This is a genomic window from Acidiferrobacter thiooxydans (assembly GCF_003333315.1).
In the GTDB taxonomy this organism is placed as follows: Bacteria; Pseudomonadota; Gammaproteobacteria; order Acidiferrobacterales; family Acidiferrobacteraceae; genus Acidiferrobacter; species Acidiferrobacter thiooxydans.
The window spans coordinates 1-21,814 of the sequence record NZ_PSYR01000003.1 but is presented as its reverse complement, the minus strand read 5'-3'; the positions used below and the strand labels follow the sequence as shown (position 1 = coordinate 21,814).

The 21,814-nt window shown below is 64.4% G+C and carries 10 protein-coding genes and 2 pseudogenes; 2 read left to right on the top strand and 10 right to left on the bottom strand.

The annotated features are described in order from the left end of the window. Positions 1–86 precede the first annotated feature (86 nt). Genes treS through glgB form a run of 3 tightly spaced genes read right to left on the bottom strand, consistent with a single transcriptional unit; the run spans position 87 to position 7,398 of the window. The gene (treS, locus tag C4900_RS15600; RefSeq protein WP_065970880.1) at positions 87–3,428 is read right to left on the bottom strand and encodes a maltose alpha-D-glucosyltransferase; all 3,342 of its coding nucleotides are present in this window, start codon (positions 3,426–3,428) and stop codon (positions 87–89) included. A 7-nt stretch (positions 3,429–3,435) separates the two neighbouring features. Continuing rightward, positions 3,436–5,448, bottom strand: coding sequence for an alpha-1,4-glucan--maltose-1-phosphate maltosyltransferase (locus tag C4900_RS15595; protein ID WP_211306840.1), 2,013 nt, complete (start codon positions 5,446–5,448; stop codon positions 3,436–3,438). Between the two features lie 3 nt (positions 5,449–5,451). Continuing rightward, positions 5,452–7,398, bottom strand: coding sequence for a 1,4-alpha-glucan branching protein GlgB (gene glgB / locus C4900_RS15590; protein ID WP_065970959.1), 1,947 nt, complete (start codon positions 7,396–7,398; stop codon positions 5,452–5,454). A gap of 446 nt (positions 7,399–7,844) precedes the next feature. On the opposite strand from glgB, the gene glgP reads away from it, so the two are divergent. Further along, positions 7,845–10,400 carry an alpha-glucan family phosphorylase gene (gene glgP, locus C4900_RS15585; RefSeq protein WP_065970881.1) on the top strand — a complete coding sequence of 852 codons (2,556 nt, stop codon included), beginning with the start codon at positions 7,845–7,847 and terminating at the stop codon, positions 10,398–10,400. A gap of 71 nt (positions 10,401–10,471) precedes the next feature. Here glgP and C4900_RS15580 read toward each other — a convergent pair whose 3' ends face one another. Further along, positions 10,472–11,830, bottom strand: coding sequence for a sigma-54-dependent transcriptional regulator (locus C4900_RS15580; protein ID WP_065970882.1), 1,359 nt, complete (start codon positions 11,828–11,830; stop codon positions 10,472–10,474). Positions 11,831–12,064: 234 nt separating this feature from the next. Between C4900_RS15580 and C4900_RS15575 the strand changes: the two genes are divergently transcribed. Then, complete coding sequence (locus C4900_RS15575) at positions 12,065–12,463, top strand: DUF4168 domain-containing protein (protein ID WP_065970883.1); 399 nt, start codon at positions 12,065–12,067, stop codon at positions 12,461–12,463. Positions 12,464–12,570: 107 nt separating this feature from the next. Here the strand turns inward: C4900_RS15575 and C4900_RS15570 are convergent, their stop codons facing one another. From C4900_RS15570 to gnd, 6 genes and pseudogenes are all read right to left on the bottom strand, one after another. Beyond that, positions 12,571–13,761 carry an acyltransferase family protein gene (locus C4900_RS15570; protein WP_065970885.1) on the bottom strand — a complete coding sequence of 397 codons (1,191 nt, stop codon included), beginning with the start codon at positions 13,759–13,761 and terminating at the stop codon, positions 12,571–12,573. A 426-nt stretch (positions 13,762–14,187) separates the two neighbouring features. Then, on the bottom strand, positions 14,188–15,678 hold the full coding sequence (malQ, locus tag C4900_RS15565; RefSeq protein ID WP_065970887.1) for a 4-alpha-glucanotransferase: 1,491 nt from the start codon (positions 15,676–15,678) through the stop codon (positions 14,188–14,190). After that, the gene (locus C4900_RS15560; RefSeq protein WP_065970888.1) at positions 15,675–17,375 is read right to left on the bottom strand and encodes a glycoside hydrolase family 57 protein; all 1,701 of its coding nucleotides are present in this window, start codon (positions 17,373–17,375) and stop codon (positions 15,675–15,677) included. The genes malQ and C4900_RS15560 overlap by 4 nt, the downstream gene beginning before the upstream one ends. Continuing rightward, the gene (gene glgC, locus C4900_RS15555; protein WP_065970961.1) at positions 17,365–18,630 is read right to left on the bottom strand and encodes a glucose-1-phosphate adenylyltransferase; all 1,266 of its coding nucleotides are present in this window, start codon (positions 18,628–18,630) and stop codon (positions 17,365–17,367) included. Before glgC ends, C4900_RS15560 begins: the two co-directional genes overlap by 11 nt. A 108-nt stretch (positions 18,631–18,738) precedes the next feature. After that, positions 18,739–20,327 (bottom strand): annotated as a pseudogene (pgi, locus tag C4900_RS15550) (glucose-6-phosphate isomerase). A 260-nt stretch (positions 20,328–20,587) separates the two neighbouring features. Continuing rightward, a pseudogene (gene gnd / locus C4900_RS15545) lies at positions 20,588–21,597 on the bottom strand (phosphogluconate dehydrogenase (NAD(+)-dependent, decarboxylating)). Positions 21,598–21,814: the final 217 nt, after the last annotated feature.

Sequence of the window (21,814 nt, the reverse complement as noted above, 5' to 3'; positions counted from 1 at the left end):
TGTCAGCCTCCTTCTCCGTATGAATCGCCCAACGCCCCGTCCCGGACAGCCCCCCAGGGGCGCCGACCTCAGGCGTTTTTGTGAATCTACGCGCCCGACGAACCCTGCGCCACGGCCTCACGGTCAAGCTCCTGCAAAAGGCCCTGCAGGGGAATCGCAAGTGCCTGGGGGCGGTTATTCATCTCGTAACGCAGTTCATAAAAGGCCTTCTCGAGGATGAAGAGCCGCAACCAATCCGCAGCCTCGTCAAAGCCGCCCCAGAGGCTGGTGGCCTCCATAGCCGCGGCATAGGAGGCGATGAACGCCGCGACCGTGGCCTGCTCCCAGATGCGGGCGTGAGGCAGTAACGTCGCCCTATGCTCGGATTGCCCGGCGGCGACACGATCAAGCGCCGTATAGAGGGCATAGCTGAACGACCGTAGCATGCCCGCGACATCGCGTAGCGGTGTATGCTTGCGTCGGCGCTCGTGAAGCGGCCGCCCGGGCTCGCCCTCGAAATCGGTGATCGCGAAATCGTTTTGCTGGAGCAGGACCTGCCCTAGGTGGTAATCCCCATGGTAGCGGATCTTTTGTCCCACGGTCGGGGCAGCCAGTGCGGCGCGTGCAAGAAACGTCTCGCGACCGGCGAGCACGGCCTTGGCGTCATCCTGGACCTCGGGCGGGAGGGCGGCAAGCCGCGCGGAGAGCATATCGAAGGTCTCCTCCATCTCGGCGCGCACCCCCGCGACCCAGCGCGCACCATCGTCTGGGGTGAGCGGTTCGGGATCGAAGGCCGGATCGCCGTAAGGCGTGGCCAGGGCCTGATGCATCTGCGCGGTGCGCAAAGCGAGCGTGCGCACGAGCGCGAGATAGCCGCCATGCACCTCCTCACTGCCTCCCGCCGGGGCCGCGCCATGCAGGCACAGTTCGAGATGGTTGTCGAGATAGTTCAGGGTATAGTCCCAACCATCCCCCTGGTTCTCGACATAGGCCTGGAGCAGCGCAAGCGTGATGACACCACCTGCAGCCGGCCTATACTCGAGGGTCCCGAGCACCGGCACGGTATGGCGAAAGCCTGCCACGTCGCATAAAAACCGGCCCATCTCGACCTCCGGGTTGATACCCTCCTGCAATCGCCGATAGCCCTTCAAGAACAACCGCTCGCCGATCGCCACCGCCGTGTTGCTGCTGTGCGTATTGGGATGGCGGACCGCCTCGTCTGCGGCCACCGGCTGCTCAAGCGTACCCGCCGCCACGCCCTGCACGACGCCGCCCTCACCCGCAAAGGCCAGTCCCTCGCGCATCACAGCGACAAGTCCGCGGCAAAAAGCGTCGTCGGCAAAGGCATCGCCCAAGATGCCAAGCGTCGCCTGTTGGCGTACGCGCGCCATGGCAAGCGGCAAAACCGTGCGCATGCGCGCCTCGCTATCGCTCTCCCACAGCAGCGATACCGGCACGAAATAGCGACCCGCGGACGCCCCCTCACTCGATTCCACCACGTCTGCGATCATGAAGAAAAACTGGCCGTCGGGCCCCGCCCATTCGGCGGTCTCGGTCATGGCGACCCGCTTTGGGACCACGCCCTTCTCGGCATACCAACGCTGCGCCATCACAAAGCGTGGCAAGGCATCGCGTTCCCACTGCTCACGGACGCGGTCGGCCATGGCCATACGCCACGGCACCACGCGCTCGCGAAACAGGCTGCGCCATCCGTCGAACAGCACGAGCAGCGGCAGTTCCTCGGGGGGTAGGCGCTCCTCGTGCCAGGCCGGAACTTCCCCTCCGGCGGCGAGCCGGAACCAATAGAAGCCATGGCCGTGGAGGGTCAAAAGATAGGGCAGGTCACCGATCGGCGGAAACGGCGTCCGACCCATGAGCTCGATCGGCACGCGCCCCTTGTAGGCCGACAGATCGAGCTCCACGGGCTGCGCGGAGTGCGACAGATTGGCGACACACAGGATCGTCTCATCGCCATAGGTGCGCACATAGGCGAGGATCTTGCGGTTGCCGGGCTCCAGGAACTCAAGCGCGCCCCGCCCGAACACCTTCGTGCTCTTGCGGATCGCGAGCATGCGCCGCGTCCAATTCAACAAAGACGAGGGGTCGCGCGCCTGCGCCTCGACATTCACCGCGCCATAACCATAAATGGGGTCCATGATCGGCGGCAAAAACAGGCGTTGCGGGTCAGCGCGCGAGAAGCCGGCGTTGCGGTCCGGGCTCCACTGCATGGGTGTACGAACACCGTTGCGGTCGCCTAAGTAAATATTGTCACCCATGCCAATCTCGTCGCCGTAGTAGATGATCGGCGATCCTGGCATCGACAAAAGCAGGCTATTCATGAGCCGGATCTTGTCAAAATCATTGTCCATGAGCGGCGCGAGCCGGCGGCGTATCCCAAGATTGAGGCGCGCCTTCCGGTCGGCAGCGTACATCTGGTACATATAGTCACGCTCATTGTTCGTGACCATCTCCAGGGTGAGTTCGTCGTGGTTGCGCAGAAAGATCGCCCATTGGCAGGTCTCGGGGATGTCCGGCGTCTGCTTCATGATCTCGACGATCGGATGCCGGTCCTCCTGGGCGATGGCCATATACATTCGCGGCATGAGCGGAAAGTGATAGGCCATATGGCACTCATCCCCCGCGCCGAAGTAGTCGCGCACATCCTCCGGCCACTGATTGGCCTCGGCAAGTAACATACGATTCTCGTAGCGCTGGTCGATCACCGAGCGCATGTAGCGCACCACTGCGTGGGTCTCCGGCAGGTTCTCGTTGCTCGTCCCTTCGCGCACGCACAGATAGGGGATGGCGTCGAGCCGCAGGCCGTCGACGCCCAGGCCGAGCCAAAACTCCATGACCCGCACCACCGCCTTCACGACATGGGGATTGTTGTGGTTCAGGTCCGGCTGATGGAAAAAGAAGCGATGCCAGTAGTAGGCCTGGGCGACATCATCCCATGCCCAGTTCGACTTCTCGCTGTCTGTGAATATGATGCGCGTATCCTCGAACTTCTTGGCGGTGTCGCTCCACACATAGAAGTTGCGCTTGGGTGAACCCGCAGGGGCCTGGCGCGCCGCCTGAAACCAGGGGTGCTGGTCGGAGGTATGGTTTATGACAAGCTCGGTGATGACGCGCAACCCCCGTTCATGGGCGGCACGCACGAACTGCAGGAAATCGCGACGCGTCCCATAGTCGGGGTGGACATTGCGGTAATCGGCGATGTCATACCCGTCGTCGTGCATGGGGGACGGATAGAAAGGCAGGACCCACAAGGTATCGACGCCCAGGTCCTGTAGATAATCGAGCTTCTCGGTGAGCCCCGCGAAATCACCGATACCATCGCCATTGCCGTCGAAGAAGGCACGTACATGCAATTCATAGATGACTGCGTCTTTGTACCAGAGCGGATCATTCGAAATCCGCGATTCCTCGCTTCTTGTTTTTTTGTGCATGGATTACCTAAGAGTAGTAATCGAAGTCGTGCTCGGTGCCGACATAGCTGCGCGGGCGGAATATGTGCGCCGGCATCTGCTCGGGCGCGAGTTCCACGTAATGGCGACCACCGCTCCACAGATAGCGCGCATCCGACAGGAGATCATGCATCTGCACTGCGCGGTCGTTGCAAGCGCCGGCGATTTGTGCCGGCCACTCGAGCCATCCGGACTGACGGTGATAGGGGTCGAGATTCACCACCACGAGAATGACCGAAGCGCCGTCTCCGGAGGTCTTGCTGTAGGCAATCAGGTTGTCGTTATCGATGGCATGGAACACGAGATGGCAATCGGCCATGAGCGCCGGATGTGCGTGGCGTATAGTGTTGATGCGCGTGATGATCGCCTGCAGGCTGTCGGGCCGGGCGACATCCCAGTCACGCTGCTCGTACTTCTCGGAGTCCCGGTACTCCTCGCTGCCCGGCTCGCGCGGTACCGATTCCATGAGCTCGAAGGCCGGCCCATAGATGCCATAATTGGCGCTCAGGGTCGCGGCCAGCACCAGGCGGGCGATGAACGCCGCGCGCGGCGCGTGTTGCAGGTAGGGCGGCAGGATGTCAGGGGTGTTCGGCCAGACATGGGGCCGGAAATACTCACGGCCAGGTCCATGCATGAGCTCGGTGAAGTATGCGATCAGTTCGTGCTTGCTGTTGCGCCACGTGAAATAGGTATACGAATGCGTGAACCCGAGCTTGGCGAGTCTGTGCATCACCTTGGGGCGCGTGAAGGCCTCGGCCAGAAACAGGACATCGGGGTACTCGGCGCGCACCGCGCCTATGAGCCATTCCCAGAAGGCAAAGGCCTTAGTATGGGGGTTGTCGACCCGGAAGATGCGCACTCCGGCGTCGATCCAGAACAAGACGATGCCTTTCAATTCCTGCCAAAGGGCTTGCCAGTCCTCGGTCTCGAAGTCCAGTGGGTAGATGTCCTGGTATTTCTTGGGGGGGTTCTCGGCGTACTGGATGCTACCGTCCGGGCGGTGACGGAACCACTGCGGGTGCTCGGTCACATACGGGTGGTCAGGGGCACACTGAAAGGCGATGTCGAGCGCGACGGCGAGCCCGAGCCGTTCGGCCTGCGCACAGAATGCCCGGAAATCCGCGAGCGTACCCAGGGTGGGGGCCACGCTCTTGTGGCCACCCTCAGCGCTGCCGATCGCCCACGGACTGCCGACATCCGCGGGACCGCAGCTTGCGGTATTATTCGGACCCTTGCGGCGCTCCGTCCCGATCGGTGATATCGGTGGCAAGTACACGACATCGAAACCCATGGCCGCCACATGCGCCAGGATCGGACCGGCATCGCGCAATCGTCCGCCGGCGGACCCCCACCGCGAACGCGGAAAGAATTCATACCAGGCCGCAGCGCGCGCGCTCTCGGGGTCCACACGCACCGCCAGTTCCTGTCCCCACGCCGTCTCATGCGCGGGTTGCGAAAACCGGTAGACCCGCTCGACCAGGACCTCGTCTAACAGCGCCGCGCGCTTGTCGGCGGAAGACGCCTGACCCTCGAGCAGCGCCTGTACGACGCGCAACGGACGTGCTTCACGCGCCGGCGCACGCTCCGCGGCGGCCGCAATCAGGAGTGCAGCCTGCTGAAACACCAGGACCAGATCCGGGTCGTCTGCCGGCCGCCGCGCGAGTTCCTGGGTAAGCGATCCGAAGCGGTCGATATGGGCGCGTACCGTATAGTGATAGACACCGAGCTCGGCGACCACAAAGCGTCCCTGATAGCGATCATTGCCAAGCGCTGTCATGCGCGTCGTGCCCACCGTGCGGCCGCCTGGTTTGCGTACGCACAACACACAGGCCACGGCGTCGTGACCATCGGCAAACACATCGGCCTCCACGATTACGGTGTCGCCGATCACCCGCTTTATGGGGAAGCGCCCGCAGTCGACCACCGGGCTCACCGCCTCGATCACCACCCGATACCGGCCATCGGCTGGCAGGGGCGGCCCCTTGCCCAGACGCCGCGCCACGGCCTAGTTACCCGACCCCGGCCGTGGTGGGGCCTTGAACACGAGTACCGCAAGGGGCGGCAACACGAGATTCAGGGACTGCAACGCGCCGTGCGCGGCTACCGGGGCGGTGGCAAGCCCCCCGAGGTTGCCCTGCCCACTGCCGCCGTAGATCGTGGCATCGGTGTTCAGGATCTCCTGCCAGAGCCCTGGCCACATCACCCCCAGGCGGTAGTTGTGGCGCGGCAGGGGCGTAAAATTGGCGACTACCAGCAACGGCTCGGCGGCGGGCTCGGCGAAGCGGTAGAAACTGATGACGCTCTGCTCCCAGTCCCCGGTGTCCAGCCACCGGAAGCCTGCGGGCTCGGTGTCGGCCCGGTGCAACGCCGGCTCCCCGCGGTACAGGGTGTTCAGATCACGTACCAGACGCTGGATGCCGCGGTGCGGCTCATAATCGAGAAGATGCCAGTCGAGGCTGTCTTCGTGGGCCCACTCCCGCCACTGGGCGAACTCCGCCCCCATGAACAGCAGCTTTTTGCCGGGGTGACAGAACATGTAGGCAAACAGTACGCGCAGATTGGCGAATCGCTGCCAGTCATCGCCCGGCATCTTGGCAATCAGCGAGCGTTTGCCATAGACCACCTCGTCATGGGAAAGCGGCAGCACGAAGTTTTCCTGAAAGGCGTACCACAGGCTGAACGTAAGCTGCCCCTGGTGGTGCTTGCGGTAGACGGGGTCCTTTTCCATGTAATCGAGCGTGTCGTGCATCCAGCCCATATTCCATTTATAGCCAAACCCGAGCCCCCCGGCATAGACCGGCCGTGACACCTGGGGCCAGGCGGTAGACTCCTCGGCTATGGTCTGCGTGTCGGGATAATGCCGGTACACAGCCTCGTTCAGCTCCTGCAAAAACTGGATCGCCTCCTCGTTCTCCCGGCCACCGTGGGCATTCGGGATCCACTCCCCCGGCGCGCGCGCATAATCGCGATACAGCATGGAGGCCACGCCATCGACGCGCAGACCGTCTATGTGAAACCTGTCGAGCCAGTAAAGCGCACTCGAGACCAATATCGAGCGCACCTCGTGGCGGCCATAGTTGAATAGGCTCGAGTGCCATTCCGGATGATAGCCGCGCCGCGGGTCGGCATGCTCGAAAAGATGCGTGCCGTCGAAAAACCCGAGGCCGTGAAGATCCGTCGGAAAGTGCGACGGCACCCAGTCGAGGATCACGCCGATACCCTGGCAATGCAGGGCATCTATGAGGTACATGAGGTCCTCGGGCGCGCCAAAACGCGCGGTGGGCGCGAAATACCCCGTAGTCTGATAGCCCCATGAACCATAGAAAGGATGTTCGGTAAGCGGCATGAATTCGACATGGGTAAAGCCCATGTCCGCGACATAGGACGGCAATATCGAAGCCAGTTCGCGGTAACTGAGCCAGCGCCCGCCCTGCTCGGGCACGCGCCGCCAGGATCCGGCATGCATCTCGTAGATGCTCACCGGCGCGGTCAGCGCCATGCGCTCGCCGCGTCTTGCCATCCACGCCGCATCCTGCCAGGCATAACTGCCATCGCATACCACCGACGCCGTACGCGGCGGCAGCTCACCACGAAATGCGAACGGGTCGGCCTTCTCCACTTCATAGCCGCTGTCACGCGCGACGATGTGATATTTATAGAGCGCCCCGGGACTGATCCCGGCGATGAACCCCGCCCACAGACCCGATCCATCGTCGCGGACCTTGAGCGGATGGGCATCCTTTCGCCACCCGTTAAAATCGCCGATTACTGACACCGATTGCGCATTGGGCGCCCATACCGCGAAATGCACACCGGTATCGGCCGCGACTCGTACCGGGTGCGCGCCGAGCTTCTCGTAGAGCCGCACATGCCGCCCCTCGCGGAAGAGATAGATATCCTCCGGACTAAACCATGCGTCCGTACTGCCGCTCGCCGCCCTGCCGCCTGGCATGCACTGCCCTCCCTTGCCGAAGTCCGCGCGCCCGGAACGCACAATCTGCACCATTTCTCCGGTCATGTTACGGGCCATGCCCGTCCATGACAAGTAGCGAAACGTCCGCAGCCCATCCCCCTCAGGGCCGGTAAGCATCATCTTTTCGATGCCCATAGGATGGTCATGAGCACCAGGGCGGGTCGGTCCGAGATGCGGTCGCCGTCAGGCACAAGACGCGCACAGACGCGGTGATCGGTATTTATGCACCAAGCCGGGTCCGCCAAAGGCGCCTGCCATCGGCGACAGTTGTATGATACGAGTGCGATATTTCGTGTCCGCGCAAGCGCTAAGCTTCTTGTCGCGTTACACGGTTAAGGGCCATGCGCCACCTGTGGCATAATACCTGCAGGCCAGTCTGAACGAATCAGGTCACCTACCCCAACGATCACACAAAAGGTCATCACGTGCCCGGTACCCGTTATCCCCTGGAAGTCCAGCCGCTCATTCCGCAAAGATTGGCGCGCCTCACAGAGCTCGCAGCTGACCTTCTCTACAGCTGGAACCGATCCATCCGCGCGCTGTTCGTGCGCCTCGACCCGAGACTCTGGGAGCAGTGCGGGCGCAACCCCAAACTCATGCTGCGCCGTGTCGCGCAATCGCGGCTCGACGAGGCCGCGGCGGATCCGCTGTTTCTGGAGGAGTATCAGCGCGCCCTGTCCATATACGACACCTACCACGCCGTGCGCCTGTCCTCCAAACGGACGGACATCGACCCGCGGACCGATCTTGTCGCCTACTTTTGCGCCGAATTCGGTCTCCACGAGAGCCTGCAGATCTACTCCGGCGGCCTTGGCATACTGGCCGGCGACCACTGCAAGGCGGCAAGCGACCTGGGCCTCCCGTTCGTCGCCGTGGGTCTCCTGTACCGGCAGGGGTACTTCACCCAGACCATAGACGCGCAGGGTAACCAGATCGTCGGCACCGCGCCGGCCTTGCTCGCTGATCTCCCGGTGACGCCGGTGTGCGACCATGAGGGGCATGAGCTGCGGGTGTCGGTCACCCTTCCCGGGGGCCTTGTGGCACTTAAGGTGTGGCGCGTGGCGGCCGGGCGCATCCGCCTCTATCTGCTCGACAGCGATGTCCCAGAAAACACTAGCGCCGACCGTGGCATCACCTGCCAACTCTACGGTGGCGACCGCGACACCCGGTTGCGTCAGGAGATCGTCCTGGGCATAGGCGGCGTACGCGCGCTGCGCGCGTTGGGTCTTGCGCCCACCGTCTGGCATATCAACGAGGGCCACCCCGCCTTCCAGATCATAGAGCGTATCCGCGAACTCACGACCCAAGGCCAGGATTTCGACAGCGCCATGGAGGTCGTGGCGGCCGGCACGGTGTTCACCACCCATACACCCGTACCTGCCGGCCATGACATCTTCGACCAGGAACTGTTCGGGCGCTACCTCGAACCCTATGTCGCCGATCTTGGGATCACCCTGGATGAACTGAAGTCTTTGGGATCGAGCCCTATAAGTCAGGGTGGATTCAACATGACCGCCTTCGCCCTGCGCGCATCGCGTCTGCACAATGGCGTAAGTCGCATCCACGGCGGGGTCGCCTCGCGTATGGAGGCCTACGTCTGGCCGCAGATCCCATGGATGGAAAACCCCGTCGGGTATGTGACCAACGGCGTGCATGTGGCAACCTTTCTTGCCCACGAATGGAGCAGCTTGTTCGACGTACGCTTTGGCAGCGAGTGGCGCAACAAGCTCACCGAGGCCGACTACTGGGCGCGCATCGACACCATTCCTGACCACAGCTACTGGAGCGTCCACCAGTCCCTGAAGGGCGCGATGCTGGAGGCTGTACAAAAGCGCGTCACCCGCCAACATCGGCGGAACGGGGCAGGTGAGGGCGTGATCCGGCGACTTACGCGGCAACTGGAGCCCGACGCCAAGACACCGCTTGTCATAGGCTTTGCGCGGCGCTTTGCGACCTACAAACGCGCCGGCCTGCTGTTCGAGGACCCCAAGCGGCTCGCGCGCCTTTTGAACGACCCAGATCGGCCGGTGCTGCTGCTCTTTGCCGGCAAGGCCCACCCTCATGACCACCCGGGTCAAAACCTGATCCGCCTGATCCACGAGTTCTCACGCAGCCCGGAATTCGAGGGCAAGGTTATCCTGATCGAGGGCTACGATCTCGCGCTCGCGCGAAGGCTCGTGACCGGCGTCGATGTCTGGCTGAACACCCCGGAGTATCCCCTGGAGGCGAGCGGCACATCGGGACAAAAGGCTGCCATCAACGGCGTCGTGAATCTGAGCGTCCTTGATGGCTGGTGGGGTGAAGGCTATGCCGGCGACAACGGTTGGGGCATCTGTCCGCACAAGGGTCCGATCGACAACGATCAGCGCACCCGAGAGGAGAGCGCGGAGGTGCTGGATATCCTGGAGCAGCAGGTCGTGCCTCTCTATTTCAATGCCGCCGAGCACGGCTATTCCCGATCGTGGATCGCCATGTCCAAAGCGGCGATGCGGCGCGCCATGCCGGTCTTCAATGCCGAACGCATGGTGCTCGAATACGCGCGCGACTATTATCGCAAGGCCGCCGGCCATGCGCGGCAGCTGGCGGCCGACGAGGCCGCGGGAGGGCGCGCGCTGGCACGCTGGAAGCGGCAGGTGAGCAGCGCCTGGAGCGGGGTGCGTCTCGAGCGCGGCCAGGACATCCCTGAAGCGGTCAAGGTTGGCGAATCCCTGCACCTTACGGTACTCGTCCACGGCAACGGCCTGCGCCCGGACGACCTCATCGTCGAATGCCTGTTCGAGTCCAGCGACGACCTAGGCGAGGTGCTGCTCCGCGATCAGGCGCCGTTCGTGGCAGACGGCGTCGATGGCGAGGGGCGCCTCGTCTTTCGTCTCGACCACGAGCCCCGGACATCGGGATTCCAGACGCTTCGTATCCGCGCCTACCCCTACCACGCCCTGCTCGCCCATCGTTTCGAGCTCGGCTGCATGGTGTGGTTATAGTCGCCGGCGTGATCGGCCCACCTGCATCCCCGGTTTGGAACCGCCGGGGATGGGGCAGGCGTGTATCCCGGTCACGATGGCGTAAGCCAGCGATAGAGCGTGCGTCGCTCGATCCCGAGGATACGCGCCGCCGCCCGCTTATTGCCACGCACCCGCCGCAGGACCTCGTGCACGTAGGCGCGCTTGCATTCCTCCAGGGTCACGAGATCGCTCGTGCCGGCCTGGTCGGGGGGCGTGGCGCACGCCACCGGACCCTGCGCCCGACCATCGGGACGACACACGCGCTCGGGCAGATCCCAGACACCGATGCGCGGGCCACGCGCAAACGCCGCCGCCGACTGGACGATGTTGCGAAGCTCGCGGACATTGCCCGGGAAGGCATAGCCGTGCAGCACATGCAAGGCCTCGGTCTCGAAACCGTCTACGGCACTACCCATCTCCGTATGGCACGCGCGCAGGAAGTGCCGCGCCAAGACTGTGATGTCATCACATCGACCGGCGAGGCCCGGCAGGCTCACAGTCAGCACATCAAGGCGATACAAGAGGTCATCGCGAAAACGCCCGCGCGCGGCCGCCAGCGCCAGGTTTCGGTGGGTGGCGGCGACGATACGCACATCCACCTGATGCTCGCGCACCGCCCCCACCGGCCGCATCCACCCGCCCTCGAGGGCGCGCAGAAGCTTGGCCTGGGCAACCAGGGGCATCTCCCCGATCTCGTCTAGAAACAAGGTCCCACCGTGGGCTGCGGCAAACAGCCCCTCGCGGCTGCGATTCGCGCCGCTGAAGGCCCCGGCGGTATAACCGAAAAATTCGCTCTCCCACAAAGACTCGGGTACCCCTCCGCAATTGACGGCTACGAAGGGGCCCTTGCGGCGCGCACTCTCACCATGGATCGCGCGTGCCGCAAGCTCCTTGCCGGTGCCGCTCGGCCCACTCAGCAGTACCGGCACATCGACACGCGCGGCGCGTACCAGGCGCTCGATCAGCGCCCGCATATCCGTGCCACATCCGAGCATTCCGTGAAACCGCAGGACGTCCGGTACGGGCGGCGACGATCGACGCGCGCCGGCCGCAGACAAGCCCAGCGCCTCGTGGGCCTGGACAACGGCCGCCGGCAGGGCGGCACCCTCGGCACGACGCGGGCCCCCGTCGTGCCCATCGCCCGCAACCGGCGCCGCGGGCCGCGGCGACAGCATCATGAACGCCGGTGGCCTTGCCGCGGCGCGTATCCCCGCACACAAGGCCATGCTGCCGACCTCCCATGGCAGGCCGCTCACCACCAGATCCGCCGGCCAGCGCGGCAGGAGCGCCAAGGCATCATGGGCGCTCGCCGCCGTCTGCACCACGGCGCCGGCGTCCGACAGTCCCTGCTCTAGCTGCGTACGCGCGATATCACTCTCATCCACTATCAGGATCTTTGATCCTTGCATGCCTCCTCCCCCCTGGCACCACGCCCACGACCTGTGGCATGACGCCTCTGTATTACCGCCTCATGTGTCGTTTCGACACAGGCGCGCACCGAAAGTGTCGCGCTCGGCGACCACCGCGCACCCGCGTCCCGGCGCACAACCGCGCCCCTCACCCCGCAGACGGCGGCAGACGGGGCGGCTGGCACGGGCATTGCACTCCCTGGGCGAGCCAATCAATCGAGGAAAGACATCACGATGGAGTCATCCCGAACCGCCCTGCGCCTCGCCCTGACGACCGCGATCACACTCGCCTCCGCAAGCGCGTTTGCCGCCACCCAGGCGCCCGCTGCCGCCACCGCGCATATGCCGCCGCCGGGGGCCACGGCCATGCCGCGCATCGGCCACACGACCCTGAAACACTTCGTGACCGCCATTCGTCATGTCTCGCAGATCCGCGCCGCCTACGCCAAAAAGTTGCAGGCGATGAAGGGGCAGCCGGGCGCGGCCCGCGGGATCCAGGTGCGCGCGCAGCAGTCCATGATCGCCGCCATCAAGGGGCAGCACCTCACTCTGCCGCAATACAACAACCTCGTCCGGCAGGTCGACGCCGACCCCACACTGCGGGCCCGCGTGCTGCACATGCTGCGCCAGTAGTCACAAGGCCGTGGCGCCCCACGGGCGCCACGGCCCTTCTTTCCTATCTTTTTGCCCGCGCCGCGTCCCAGCAACAGTTGCGTGCGCGCGACCCATGCCGGCTGCCTCTAATCCGATGAGGCGGAGACCCCGGTCCGGCGCACCGTCACCCCCTCTCCCAAGGCCCGCGCCATGCGCGCGGCCGGTCGCTCCAGCCAGCGGTAGGCCATATCGGCCGTCAATAGCGTGGCCACGAAGGTGCCCGCCAGCAAGGGCGCGAGAGCGATATGTCCATAGAACAAATGGAGCGCCGCGAGAAGCACGAGCGGGTGAAAGAGGTAGAGACTGTAGGATATGCGCCCGAGATACTGGAAGACGCGGTGGTCGAGCAGCGCCTTGACGGCGGGTTCATAGGCGATCACCACGAGTCCCAGGGCGGCCCCCATCATGGTCGGCCAGTCGTGGACCAACATGCGGTGATCGCCGAGCACAGCCAGGGTGCGCGATCCGTAAAAATAGAGCGCGAAGGCCAGCACCCCAAGGATGAGTCGCCGTCCCGATGATAGCGTAAGATAACGCCTCTTCACCGCATCCCTGTGACAGGCGAGCAGGGCGCCCAACGCAAACGGCGCGAGATAATAGACCGTATCGCTATAGGCGGTAAGCCCTCCGCCCATGACCGTCGCCGCCCACGCCCCGCCCGCAGCCGATGCCGCGCCGCGCACGAAGATAGTCGCGACGGCCAGGGCCGCAAAGGGCAGCCAGGCCACGGTCCACGCCGACCGCCTCACCCACACGACGATCAGCGGAAAGATGAGCGAGACCCGCATCTCCTGCACGAGCGTCCAGATCGTGAAGTCGTAGCGATCCGAATTGAAGGCATCCACGAAACCGGCGTGCTCCCAGAGTGAGCTTACATTCGGCGACCAGGACCAGAACTTGTTGATCCACGGGCCCAGCCCCGGCAACGGTCCGGTATACAGGAAGGCGGCGCCCAGGATGCCGAGAATCACCGCCCCGGCGTAGGGCAGATAAAGGCGCACGACGCGCTTTTTGAGATAGGCGCCATAGCTCAGACCGCCACGCTCCCACATGATGTAGAGCACATAGCCGCTCAATACAAAGAAAAAGACCACCGCCGCGCGGCCCGCCCAGGCCAGTCCAAGCGGGGTATAAGACAGCCATTGCAGGGTATGATAAGCGTGCGCATAGCGGCGTCGGCCGGCATCGGCCAGGACCAGCACATAGTGCGACAAGACCACCGACACGGCCGCGAGTCCGCGCGTGGCATCCAGTGATCTGACCCGCCCATCCGCCAACGCAGTCCCCCGTGCCCCAACGCCACGCCCGCCCCTTGCCGACGCCTACCTCTGTGTAGAGGGCCGTAGACCTCAGCAGTTCCCGTCGTACGCCGATCAATCCGGCACCGTAGGTGGTGGGTAACAGGTACGGCCTGGGTGCGATGCGCCACGATCATGGCGCTGCGACCGACATCCTTCCCCTCGGTGGGCATCGCCATCGACCCTGAGGTACCCATCGGCGCAGGCCCCGACCCCCTATTCGACCGCTCGCTGCAACGGGGGTTGATCTGCTACGACGGGCGATGTTTGTGCGCAAGGGGCCCCAGCATTGATGCCGGAGAGGGAGGGTGTCGATCGCGAGGCGATCACCGTCCCCTGGTTGATCCATGGGGCGCAATCGTCGCTGAGTACCACAATATTATTGATTATTAATTCTATAAAACATTAGCGGCCCGGATTCGTGCGCCCATACAGAAATGCCAGACGCGCGAGACGCGCTGGGATGGCCTCCGCGACATCCTCCCAATGGAACCGGAATCCCCAATTTCCGCCGCACTTCCCCGGGGTATTCATGCGCGCGCTACTGCCAAGACTCAGCACGTCCTGCCACGGTACCACGGCGAGACCGGCAACCGAGGCGATGACCGCGCGCATCACCGCCCACGCCGGGTCGCCGTTGGCATCCGGCAGATAATCATGCACGAGGGTCCGTTCGCGCGCGGTCAGCGCCGCATACCAACCGGTCGTGGTGTCATTATCGTGGGTGCCAGTATAGGCCACGCTGTTGGCCTGGTAATTGTGCGGGAGATGCGGATTCCCGGGATCACCGTCGAAGCCAAATTGCAGGACACGCATGCCCGGCAGATCGTAGCGGTCGCGCAGGGCATGGACATCGTCTGTGATGATACCGAGATCCTCGGCAATCAAGGGGAGATCCCCAAAGGCCTCTTGTAGGGCCTGGAGCAAGGCATCGCCGGGCACCGCCATCCATTCCCCGCCGGCCGCGGTAGGTGCCGAAGCCGGGACCGCCCAGGACGCGACGAAGCCGCGGAAATGGTCTATCCGCAACCAGTCGAACAGCTCCCGCTGGGTGCGCACCCGCTCGCGCCACCAGGCAAAGCCGTCGGCGGCCATGCGCGCCCACCGGTAATGCGGATTCCCCCAGCGCTGGCCGTGCGCCGAGAAATAATCGGGCGGCACGCCGGTCACGATCTCCGGGCGTCCGTCGGCATCCAGCACGAAAAGATCGCGGTGTGCCCAGACATCGGCGCTGTCCTCGGCGACAAAGATCGGCATGTCCCCGAAAAGACGCAGGCCGCGCGCTGCGGCATAGCCGCGCAGCGCGTGCCACTGCCGGAAAAATACAAACTGCGCGAACGCCACCGCCTCGCAGGAATCGGACCCCGGATAGGCCGCCAGTGCCTGCGGATCGCGATCCTTGAGGGCCGCCGGCCACTGCCACCAAGGCGCCCCGCCACACTGGGCCTTGATGCATTCGTAGGCGCAGTAATCCGGCAACCAAGCCGCATGGCGTACACGGAATTCCTGGAATTCGGCCTGGTCGGCGGCCGACGCATGCACCGCAAAACCGTGATAGGCGGCGCTGAGTGCCACCTCGCGCGCGGCGGCATCGGCCAAGGCCGCGCGGGCCTCGGCCATCCCGATCCAACCGCATTCAGCGAGATCTTCGAGGTCTATAAGTCCGACATCACCGGCATGCGCTGAGGGGCTATTGTAGGGTGAGCCGCCACCGGGCGGACCGAGCGGCAGGACCTGCCAGACGCTCACCCCGGCCGCCACCAAGACATCCACGAAGCGTCGCGCGTGCGCGCCCATGGTGCCCTTGAGACCGTCCCCGGGCAGGGAGCTTGGATGTAGCAAAACGCCCAGGCGGCGACGATCGAGGACCGGCGTGCCGCGCCGCTTAACCGTCATAGCGCCCCGGACGAACGCATGGCACCACCGCGCTCGGAGCGGTCTGCGCCCTGCTGAGTGAACCCCTCCCCGGCAAGCGGAGATGGCGGCTCACCGAGGATGTGATAGAGGTCGGCGATGTGGCGGCGATACAGACGCTCGAAATCCTGCACCGTATCGCGCGGATTATAATCGCCGAACCACCAGCACCAGTCGGAGCCCTCGCATACCGCCAGCGCCTCGCTGGCGCGCTCGGCGTCCTCGGGTGACAGCCGACCCTGGGCCATGACGCGATCATAGTCGGCCTTCGCCTGGACGAGGATGTCCCAGGCACGGTTCTTGTCGGGGCTGCCGATCCAGGTCGCGAAGGTGCCATTCACCCAGCTACCGGCGATGAGCGGCGGAAGCATGGCCGGGGCATGGCCCTCATCGATATATTGCGAGAAGGTCGTGAGATGGATCTGTGGGTGGGCCACCAATCGCTCGTAGAGCGCACGCAGGAAGTAGTACCCGTTCTCGGGGTAATACTCCCAGGCATTCTCCCCATCCATGATGATTGCGACCAGCGGCGCGTGACCGGGCTGCGCGGCGCGGGCGATGGTCTCCAGGTGCGAGATCAAGTTGCCGACGGCATCGTCGGCGTGCCAATCGGCATAGGAAAACCCGATCAGATCCGACAGGCCGTCGTCGCGAAAGACGCAGCGCACGGTCCGCCCCGGCTCCCCATAGATCCTGTGACACTGGCCATGGCCGCCGTCCTTGCCGCCCGCCTGCAGACTATGGCGCAGGACACGCTCACCCGATGCCGTCCACTTGATCCCGGCGTCATCAAGCAACGCCAGCATCTGCGCGCTAAGACCGCCCTCGGCCGGCCAGCAGCCGGCGGCAGCGAACCCGAAATGTCGAGCGAAGGCCTCCTGACCTGCCCGGATCTGCCAGCGCGCCCGCGCCTCGCCGCCCGGATAGTGCGGGGCGACCGGCAGGCGCACGTCCGGCTGCGCCTCGCGCGCCACCGCAAAATCGAGCAAAAGCGGCACGATCGGGTGCGTGTAGGGGGTAAACGACAGCTCCACTTGTCCGCTTTCGGCAAGCCTCCGGTAGCGAGGCACGAGGCCGGTCAGGATCTCCTCCGCCACCCTCAACACGGTGATCGCCGACTCCTCGTCGAAGCCCTCACCTCTTTGCAGAAGTGGGGCGATGCGCGCGTCCGCGCGCCGTACCGTCTCACCGAACCAGCCCAGGTGATACCAGACGACGAGATCGCGCAGATAATGGCAGTCGAGGTAACCGGAAAGCCCGGGGTCAGCGACCACGGGCGCGGCCAGCGCCACCAGGCGCTTGAACGCCGGGAACCGGTCGATCACGCGTGCCTTGTTGGCCTTGAGACAGGCCGCGATGAGCGCCGCGCGCTCCGGCCCAGGCGGCGGCCAATGACCGGCGAGCGCCGCGAGCAGCGGATCGCGCAGCGGCGTGCGCTCGCGTAGATAGGCCTGCAGCTGTTGCCCATAATCCGCAATCTGATCGAGCAGAACAGGTGAGAAATTGACGACGGCGCGCGCCCCTGGCACCGACTCGATATGCGCCGCCATATCGACGTAATCCTTGATGGCATGCAGATACACCCATGGCTGCTGGTACTGGCCATCGGACAGGCGCCGGTACTGCGGCTGATGCATGTGCCAGCACAACACCAGATTCAAGCGGTCATCACCGGACATAATGCAATTCCTGGCCCAGCATCTCGGGCGTCACCACGACGACCCCTTCCGGCGTCACATGATAACGGCGTGCGTCCTCGTCGTGATCCCAGCCTATGACACTGCCCTCAGGTATGCGACACCCTTTGTCGATGATCGCGCGCCGGATACGGCTATGCCGGCCTATGTCGACACTGCCCATGACCACCGAATCGATCACCTCCGCGTAGGAATGCGCATGCACCGCCGAAAACAACAGCGAATGACGGATACGCGCCCCAGAGATCACACAGCCGCCCGACACCATGGAGTCCACGGCCATGCCGCGGCGCCCGTCATCCTCATCGAAGATGAACTTGGCCGGCGGATACTGCTCCTGATAGGTCCAGATCGGCCAGGAGGTGTCATACAGGTTGAGCTCCGGGGTCACGCCGACCAACTCCATGTTGGCCTCCCAGTAGGCATCCAGCGTGCCGACGTCGCGCCAGTAGGCCGATTGTCCACTGCCATCGCCCGAGAAGGCATAGGCCATGACCCGGTACCGATCTATGGCCCCGGGAATCACGTTATGCCCGAAATCATGCCGCGAGGCCTTGGTATCGGCATCCTTGACAAGCTGCTCATAGAGGAAGCGTGCGCTAAACACATAAATTCCCATGGAAGCGAGTGCGGTGTTGCCACCCGCGACGGTCGGTATCGGATCGGCTGGCTTCTCGTCGAAGCGCACAATGCGCCCCATGTCGTCTGTGGCCATGACCCCAAAATCGCTCGCGCGATCGAGTGGGACATGCACGCAGCCTACGGTGAGGTCTGCGCCTTTGCGCACATGATGGGCAATCATCGGCCCGTAATCCATCTTGTAGACATGATCGCCGGCCAGGATCAGGACGTAATCCGGGTCATGATTGCGCACGATATCGAGGTTCTGGTAGACCGCATCGGCGGTCCCCGCGTACCACGAGGACTCGATACGCTGCTGCGCCGGTAAAAGTTCCACGAACTCCCCGAAATCCCCGCGCAAGGTCCCCCAGCCTTTCTGGATATGATGGATGAGGGAGTGGGCCTTGTATTGGGTCAAGACCCCGATGCGCCGGATGCCCGAGTTCACGCAATTCGACAGCGGGAAATCGATGACCCGGAACTTGCCCCCGAACGGCACTGCCGGTTTCGCGCGCCACATCGTCAGGTGCTTCAGCCGCGACCCGCGGCCGCCGGCAAGGATGAGCGCCAGGGTGTTGCGGGTAAGCTGGCTTACAAATCGGGGGGCCTGATCCATCGACAGCATTTCCTCATGTTGTGGTGAAAGGGTGGATCCCATGGCTCAGCGCCGCCCACGGCCTTTGTCCGGCCTTGTCTTGCAGGACGCTCATCCACGCATAGTGCATCAACTCCCGGTGCGGCGCGCCAAATAACGGCCGATCAGGGCACGGGTGGAGCTGTCGTGGGCACCCTCGCCGATGCCGCCGCGGATCTCGGAGGCGATGCGCCGCGCAAGCACCTTGCCAAGCTCCACCCCCCACTGATCGAAGGAATCGATACCCCACACCACACCCTGCGTAAACACGCTGTGTTCATAAAGCGCAATGAGCGCGCCCAGCACACGCGGCGTCAAGGCCTCGCCGAGAACGATAGTGGTCGGGCGATTGCCCTCGCACACCCGATAGGGGATCTGCGCCGCCGGCACGCCCTCTTCGGCAAGCTGCGCCGCCGGGCGCCCAAAGGCCAGGGCCTCGGCCTGAGCCAGAAGGTTGGCCATCAAAAGGTCCTGGTGACCCGGCAGATCGGCGGATGAGCGGCAAAATCCGATCAGGTCGCAGGGCACGGCCTTGGTTCCCTGGTGCAGCAGCTGATAGAACGAGTGCTGGGCGTCGACCCCGGGCTCGCCCCACACGATCGGACCGGTCTGATAGGTCACCGGCCGTCCGGCGAGATCGACGTGCTTGCCGTTGCTCTCCATCTGCAACTGCTCCAGATAGGCCGGCAGACGCGCCAGCCCGTGCGCATAGGGCAATATCGCCTGGGTCTCCATGCCATGGAAATTGTTGTACCACACAGACAGCATCCCCATGAGCACCGGCAGATTACATTCGAGCGGCGCCGACTGGAAGTGCTCATCCATGTCGCGAAAGCCGGCGAGCATCTCCCGGAACCGCTCGGGCCCGATGGCGATCATAAGCGCCAGGCCGACCGCCGAACCCAGGGAGTACCGTCCCCCGACCCAGTCCCAGAATACGAACATATGGGCGGCATCGATGCCAAAGCGCGCGACCTCCGCCGCGTTGGTCGAGACCGCGACGAAATGCGCGGCCACTGCCGCGTCAGAGCCCAGCCCGGCCACGCACCATTGGCGCGCACTGCGCGCATTGGTCATGGTCTCCTCGGTCGTAAAGGTCTTGGAACAGACGATGAAAAGGGTCTCCGCGGGGTCCAGGTCCGCGGTCGCAGCACGCAACGCCTCGGAGTCGACGTTAGCCACGAAGCGCACGGCGATCGCCGGATCGGCGAACGGCCGCAGCGCCTGGCAGGCCATTTCCGGGCCGAGGTAGGAGCCGCCGATGCCGATATTGATCACCGTGCGGATGCGCTTGCCGCTATAGCCAGTCCACCTACCGTCGCGCACCTTGTCGGCGAACGCCGACATCTGCGCCAACACCTCATGGACCTCCGGGACGACGTCACATCCATCCACCTTGATCACGGTCCCACGGGGGGCGCGCAGGGCCACATGCAAGACCGACCGGTCCTCCGTGATGTTGATGCGCTCCCCCTGAAACATGGCATCGCGCCACGCCTCGAGTCCGCGCGCGGCGCCAGGTCACAGAGCAATCGCACTGTCTCACGTGTCACACGGTTTTTGGAATAATCGAGATAGAGGCCGGCGCCCTCGGCGGCCAGCGCCGTGCCGCGATCCGGGTCGGCCTCAAACAGGGCGCGCAAGGTGAGATCCTTCACAAGCGCAAAATGGTCCTTCAGCGCCCGCCATTGGGCGTTGCTCGCAAGCGCCGCGACCCCCCGTCCGGCGCCGCCTACACCCTCGTCACGCGCGGTACCCCATCGATCGTCCAAGATCGTCTCCTCCTAGTCGCGCCAGCCACTTCCCGTGGAGCCGCTGACCCCATTCCCTGGAGCATCACGGCCCGAAAGCGGCTATGGCTGTCGATAGACCCTAACGCGGCGCGCGGCCCGACGCAAGTCCCGCCCGGTGGCCAACGTCGGCAATACGCCGCTTGTCGTCAACCTTTCTCGACATGTCCACCAAACTGATAACGCATGGCGGCCAACACCCGGTCGGCAAAATCGGCATGCCCCCGCGAGCCGAACCGCGCGTACAGGGCGGCGGTTATGACCGGCGCCGGCACGCCCTCCTCGACTGCCGCCTGCACCGTCCAACGCCCCTCGCCGGAATCCGCCACACGGCCGGCAAATCCCGACAGATCGGGGCTATCATGTAGGGCCGCCGCCGTGAGATCGAGCAGCCACGAACTGACCACGCTCCCGCGCCGCCAGAGCTCCGCGACCTCAGCTATATTGAAATCGTACTGAAAATGCTCGGGATGCCGCAGGGGTGCGGTCTCCGCATCCTGGCCATGGGCGGCGGCACCGACACCGGCACTCTTCAGGATGTTGAGGCCCTCGGCATAGGCGGCCATGAGGCCGTATTCGATGCCATTATGTACCATCTTCACGAAATGACCGGCGCCGTGCGGTCCGCAGTGCAGATAGCCAAGGTCCGCCGAACCCTGGCCTGCGACGCGACCCGGGGTCGGCGCGGCGGCGGTCGTGCCCGGCGCGAGCGCCCGGAATACCGGATCGAGCACCGGCATGATCGACGGCTCCCCACCGATCATGAGGCAATAGCCACGCTCGCCACCCCACACGCCGCCGCTCGTACCGACATCGACGTAATGGAGACCCTTGGAAGCCAACTCGCGGCACGGCAGATATCATCCTGGTAAAAGGAATTCCCGCCATCGACGACGATATCGCCGGCAGCCAGCAAGGGCACGAGTTCCGTAAGTAGGGCGTCCACGGTGGCGGCCGGCACCATGCACCATACGACGCGCGGGGCGGGGAGCTTGTCGATCAGATCGGCCAGCGTATAGGCGCCAAGCCCCCCCTCCGCCATGAAGCTATCCACGGTCGCGCGCCTACGGGCATGGCCCACGACCTCGTGCCCGGCACGCATCAAACGCTGCGCCATGTTGGCGCCCATGCGCCCCAAGCCGACCATTCCCATGCGCATAACCGTCCCTCCCGCCGCCACCGGCCTCGATCGGCCGCCACCGCGCCCGGGGCCGCCTTCTTCAGGCACACTAACCGCTCACGCAGGGATTTTCCAGGGCCCAAACGCGCGCCGCGGCGGTCTATGCGTTACCATTGGGGGCACGGGCTCGAAATCACAACGACCAAGGACAGGGGGGCTCGCAACCATGCAAAACAGCGATCTTTTGCTCATAGGC

Excerpts from the sequence above, each read along its gene's own strand:
- malQ (WP_065970887.1), bottom strand. The coding sequence starts at position 15,678 with ATGACGGTTAAGCGGCGCGGCACGCCGGTCCTCGATCGTCGCCGCCTG.
- C4900_RS15560 (WP_065970888.1), bottom strand. The coding sequence starts at position 17,375 with ATGTCCGGTGATGACCGCTTGAATCTGGTGTTGTGCTGGCACATGCAT.
- glgB (WP_065970959.1), bottom strand. The coding sequence starts at position 7,398 with ATGCCAGGCGGCAGGGCGGCGAGCGGCAGTACGGACGCATGGTTTAGT.
- glgC (WP_065970961.1), bottom strand. The coding sequence starts at position 18,630 with ATGGATCAGGCCCCCCGATTTGTAAGCCAGCTTACCCGCAACACCCTG.
- C4900_RS15580 (WP_065970882.1), bottom strand. The coding sequence starts at position 11,830 with ATGCAAGGATCAAAGATCCTGATAGTGGATGAGAGTGATATCGCGCGT.
- C4900_RS15575 (WP_065970883.1), top strand. The coding sequence starts at position 12,065 with ATGGAGTCATCCCGAACCGCCCTGCGCCTCGCCCTGACGACCGCGATC.
- treS (WP_065970880.1), bottom strand. The coding sequence starts at position 3,428 with ATGCACAAAAAAACAAGAAGCGAGGAATCGCGGATTTCGAATGATCCG.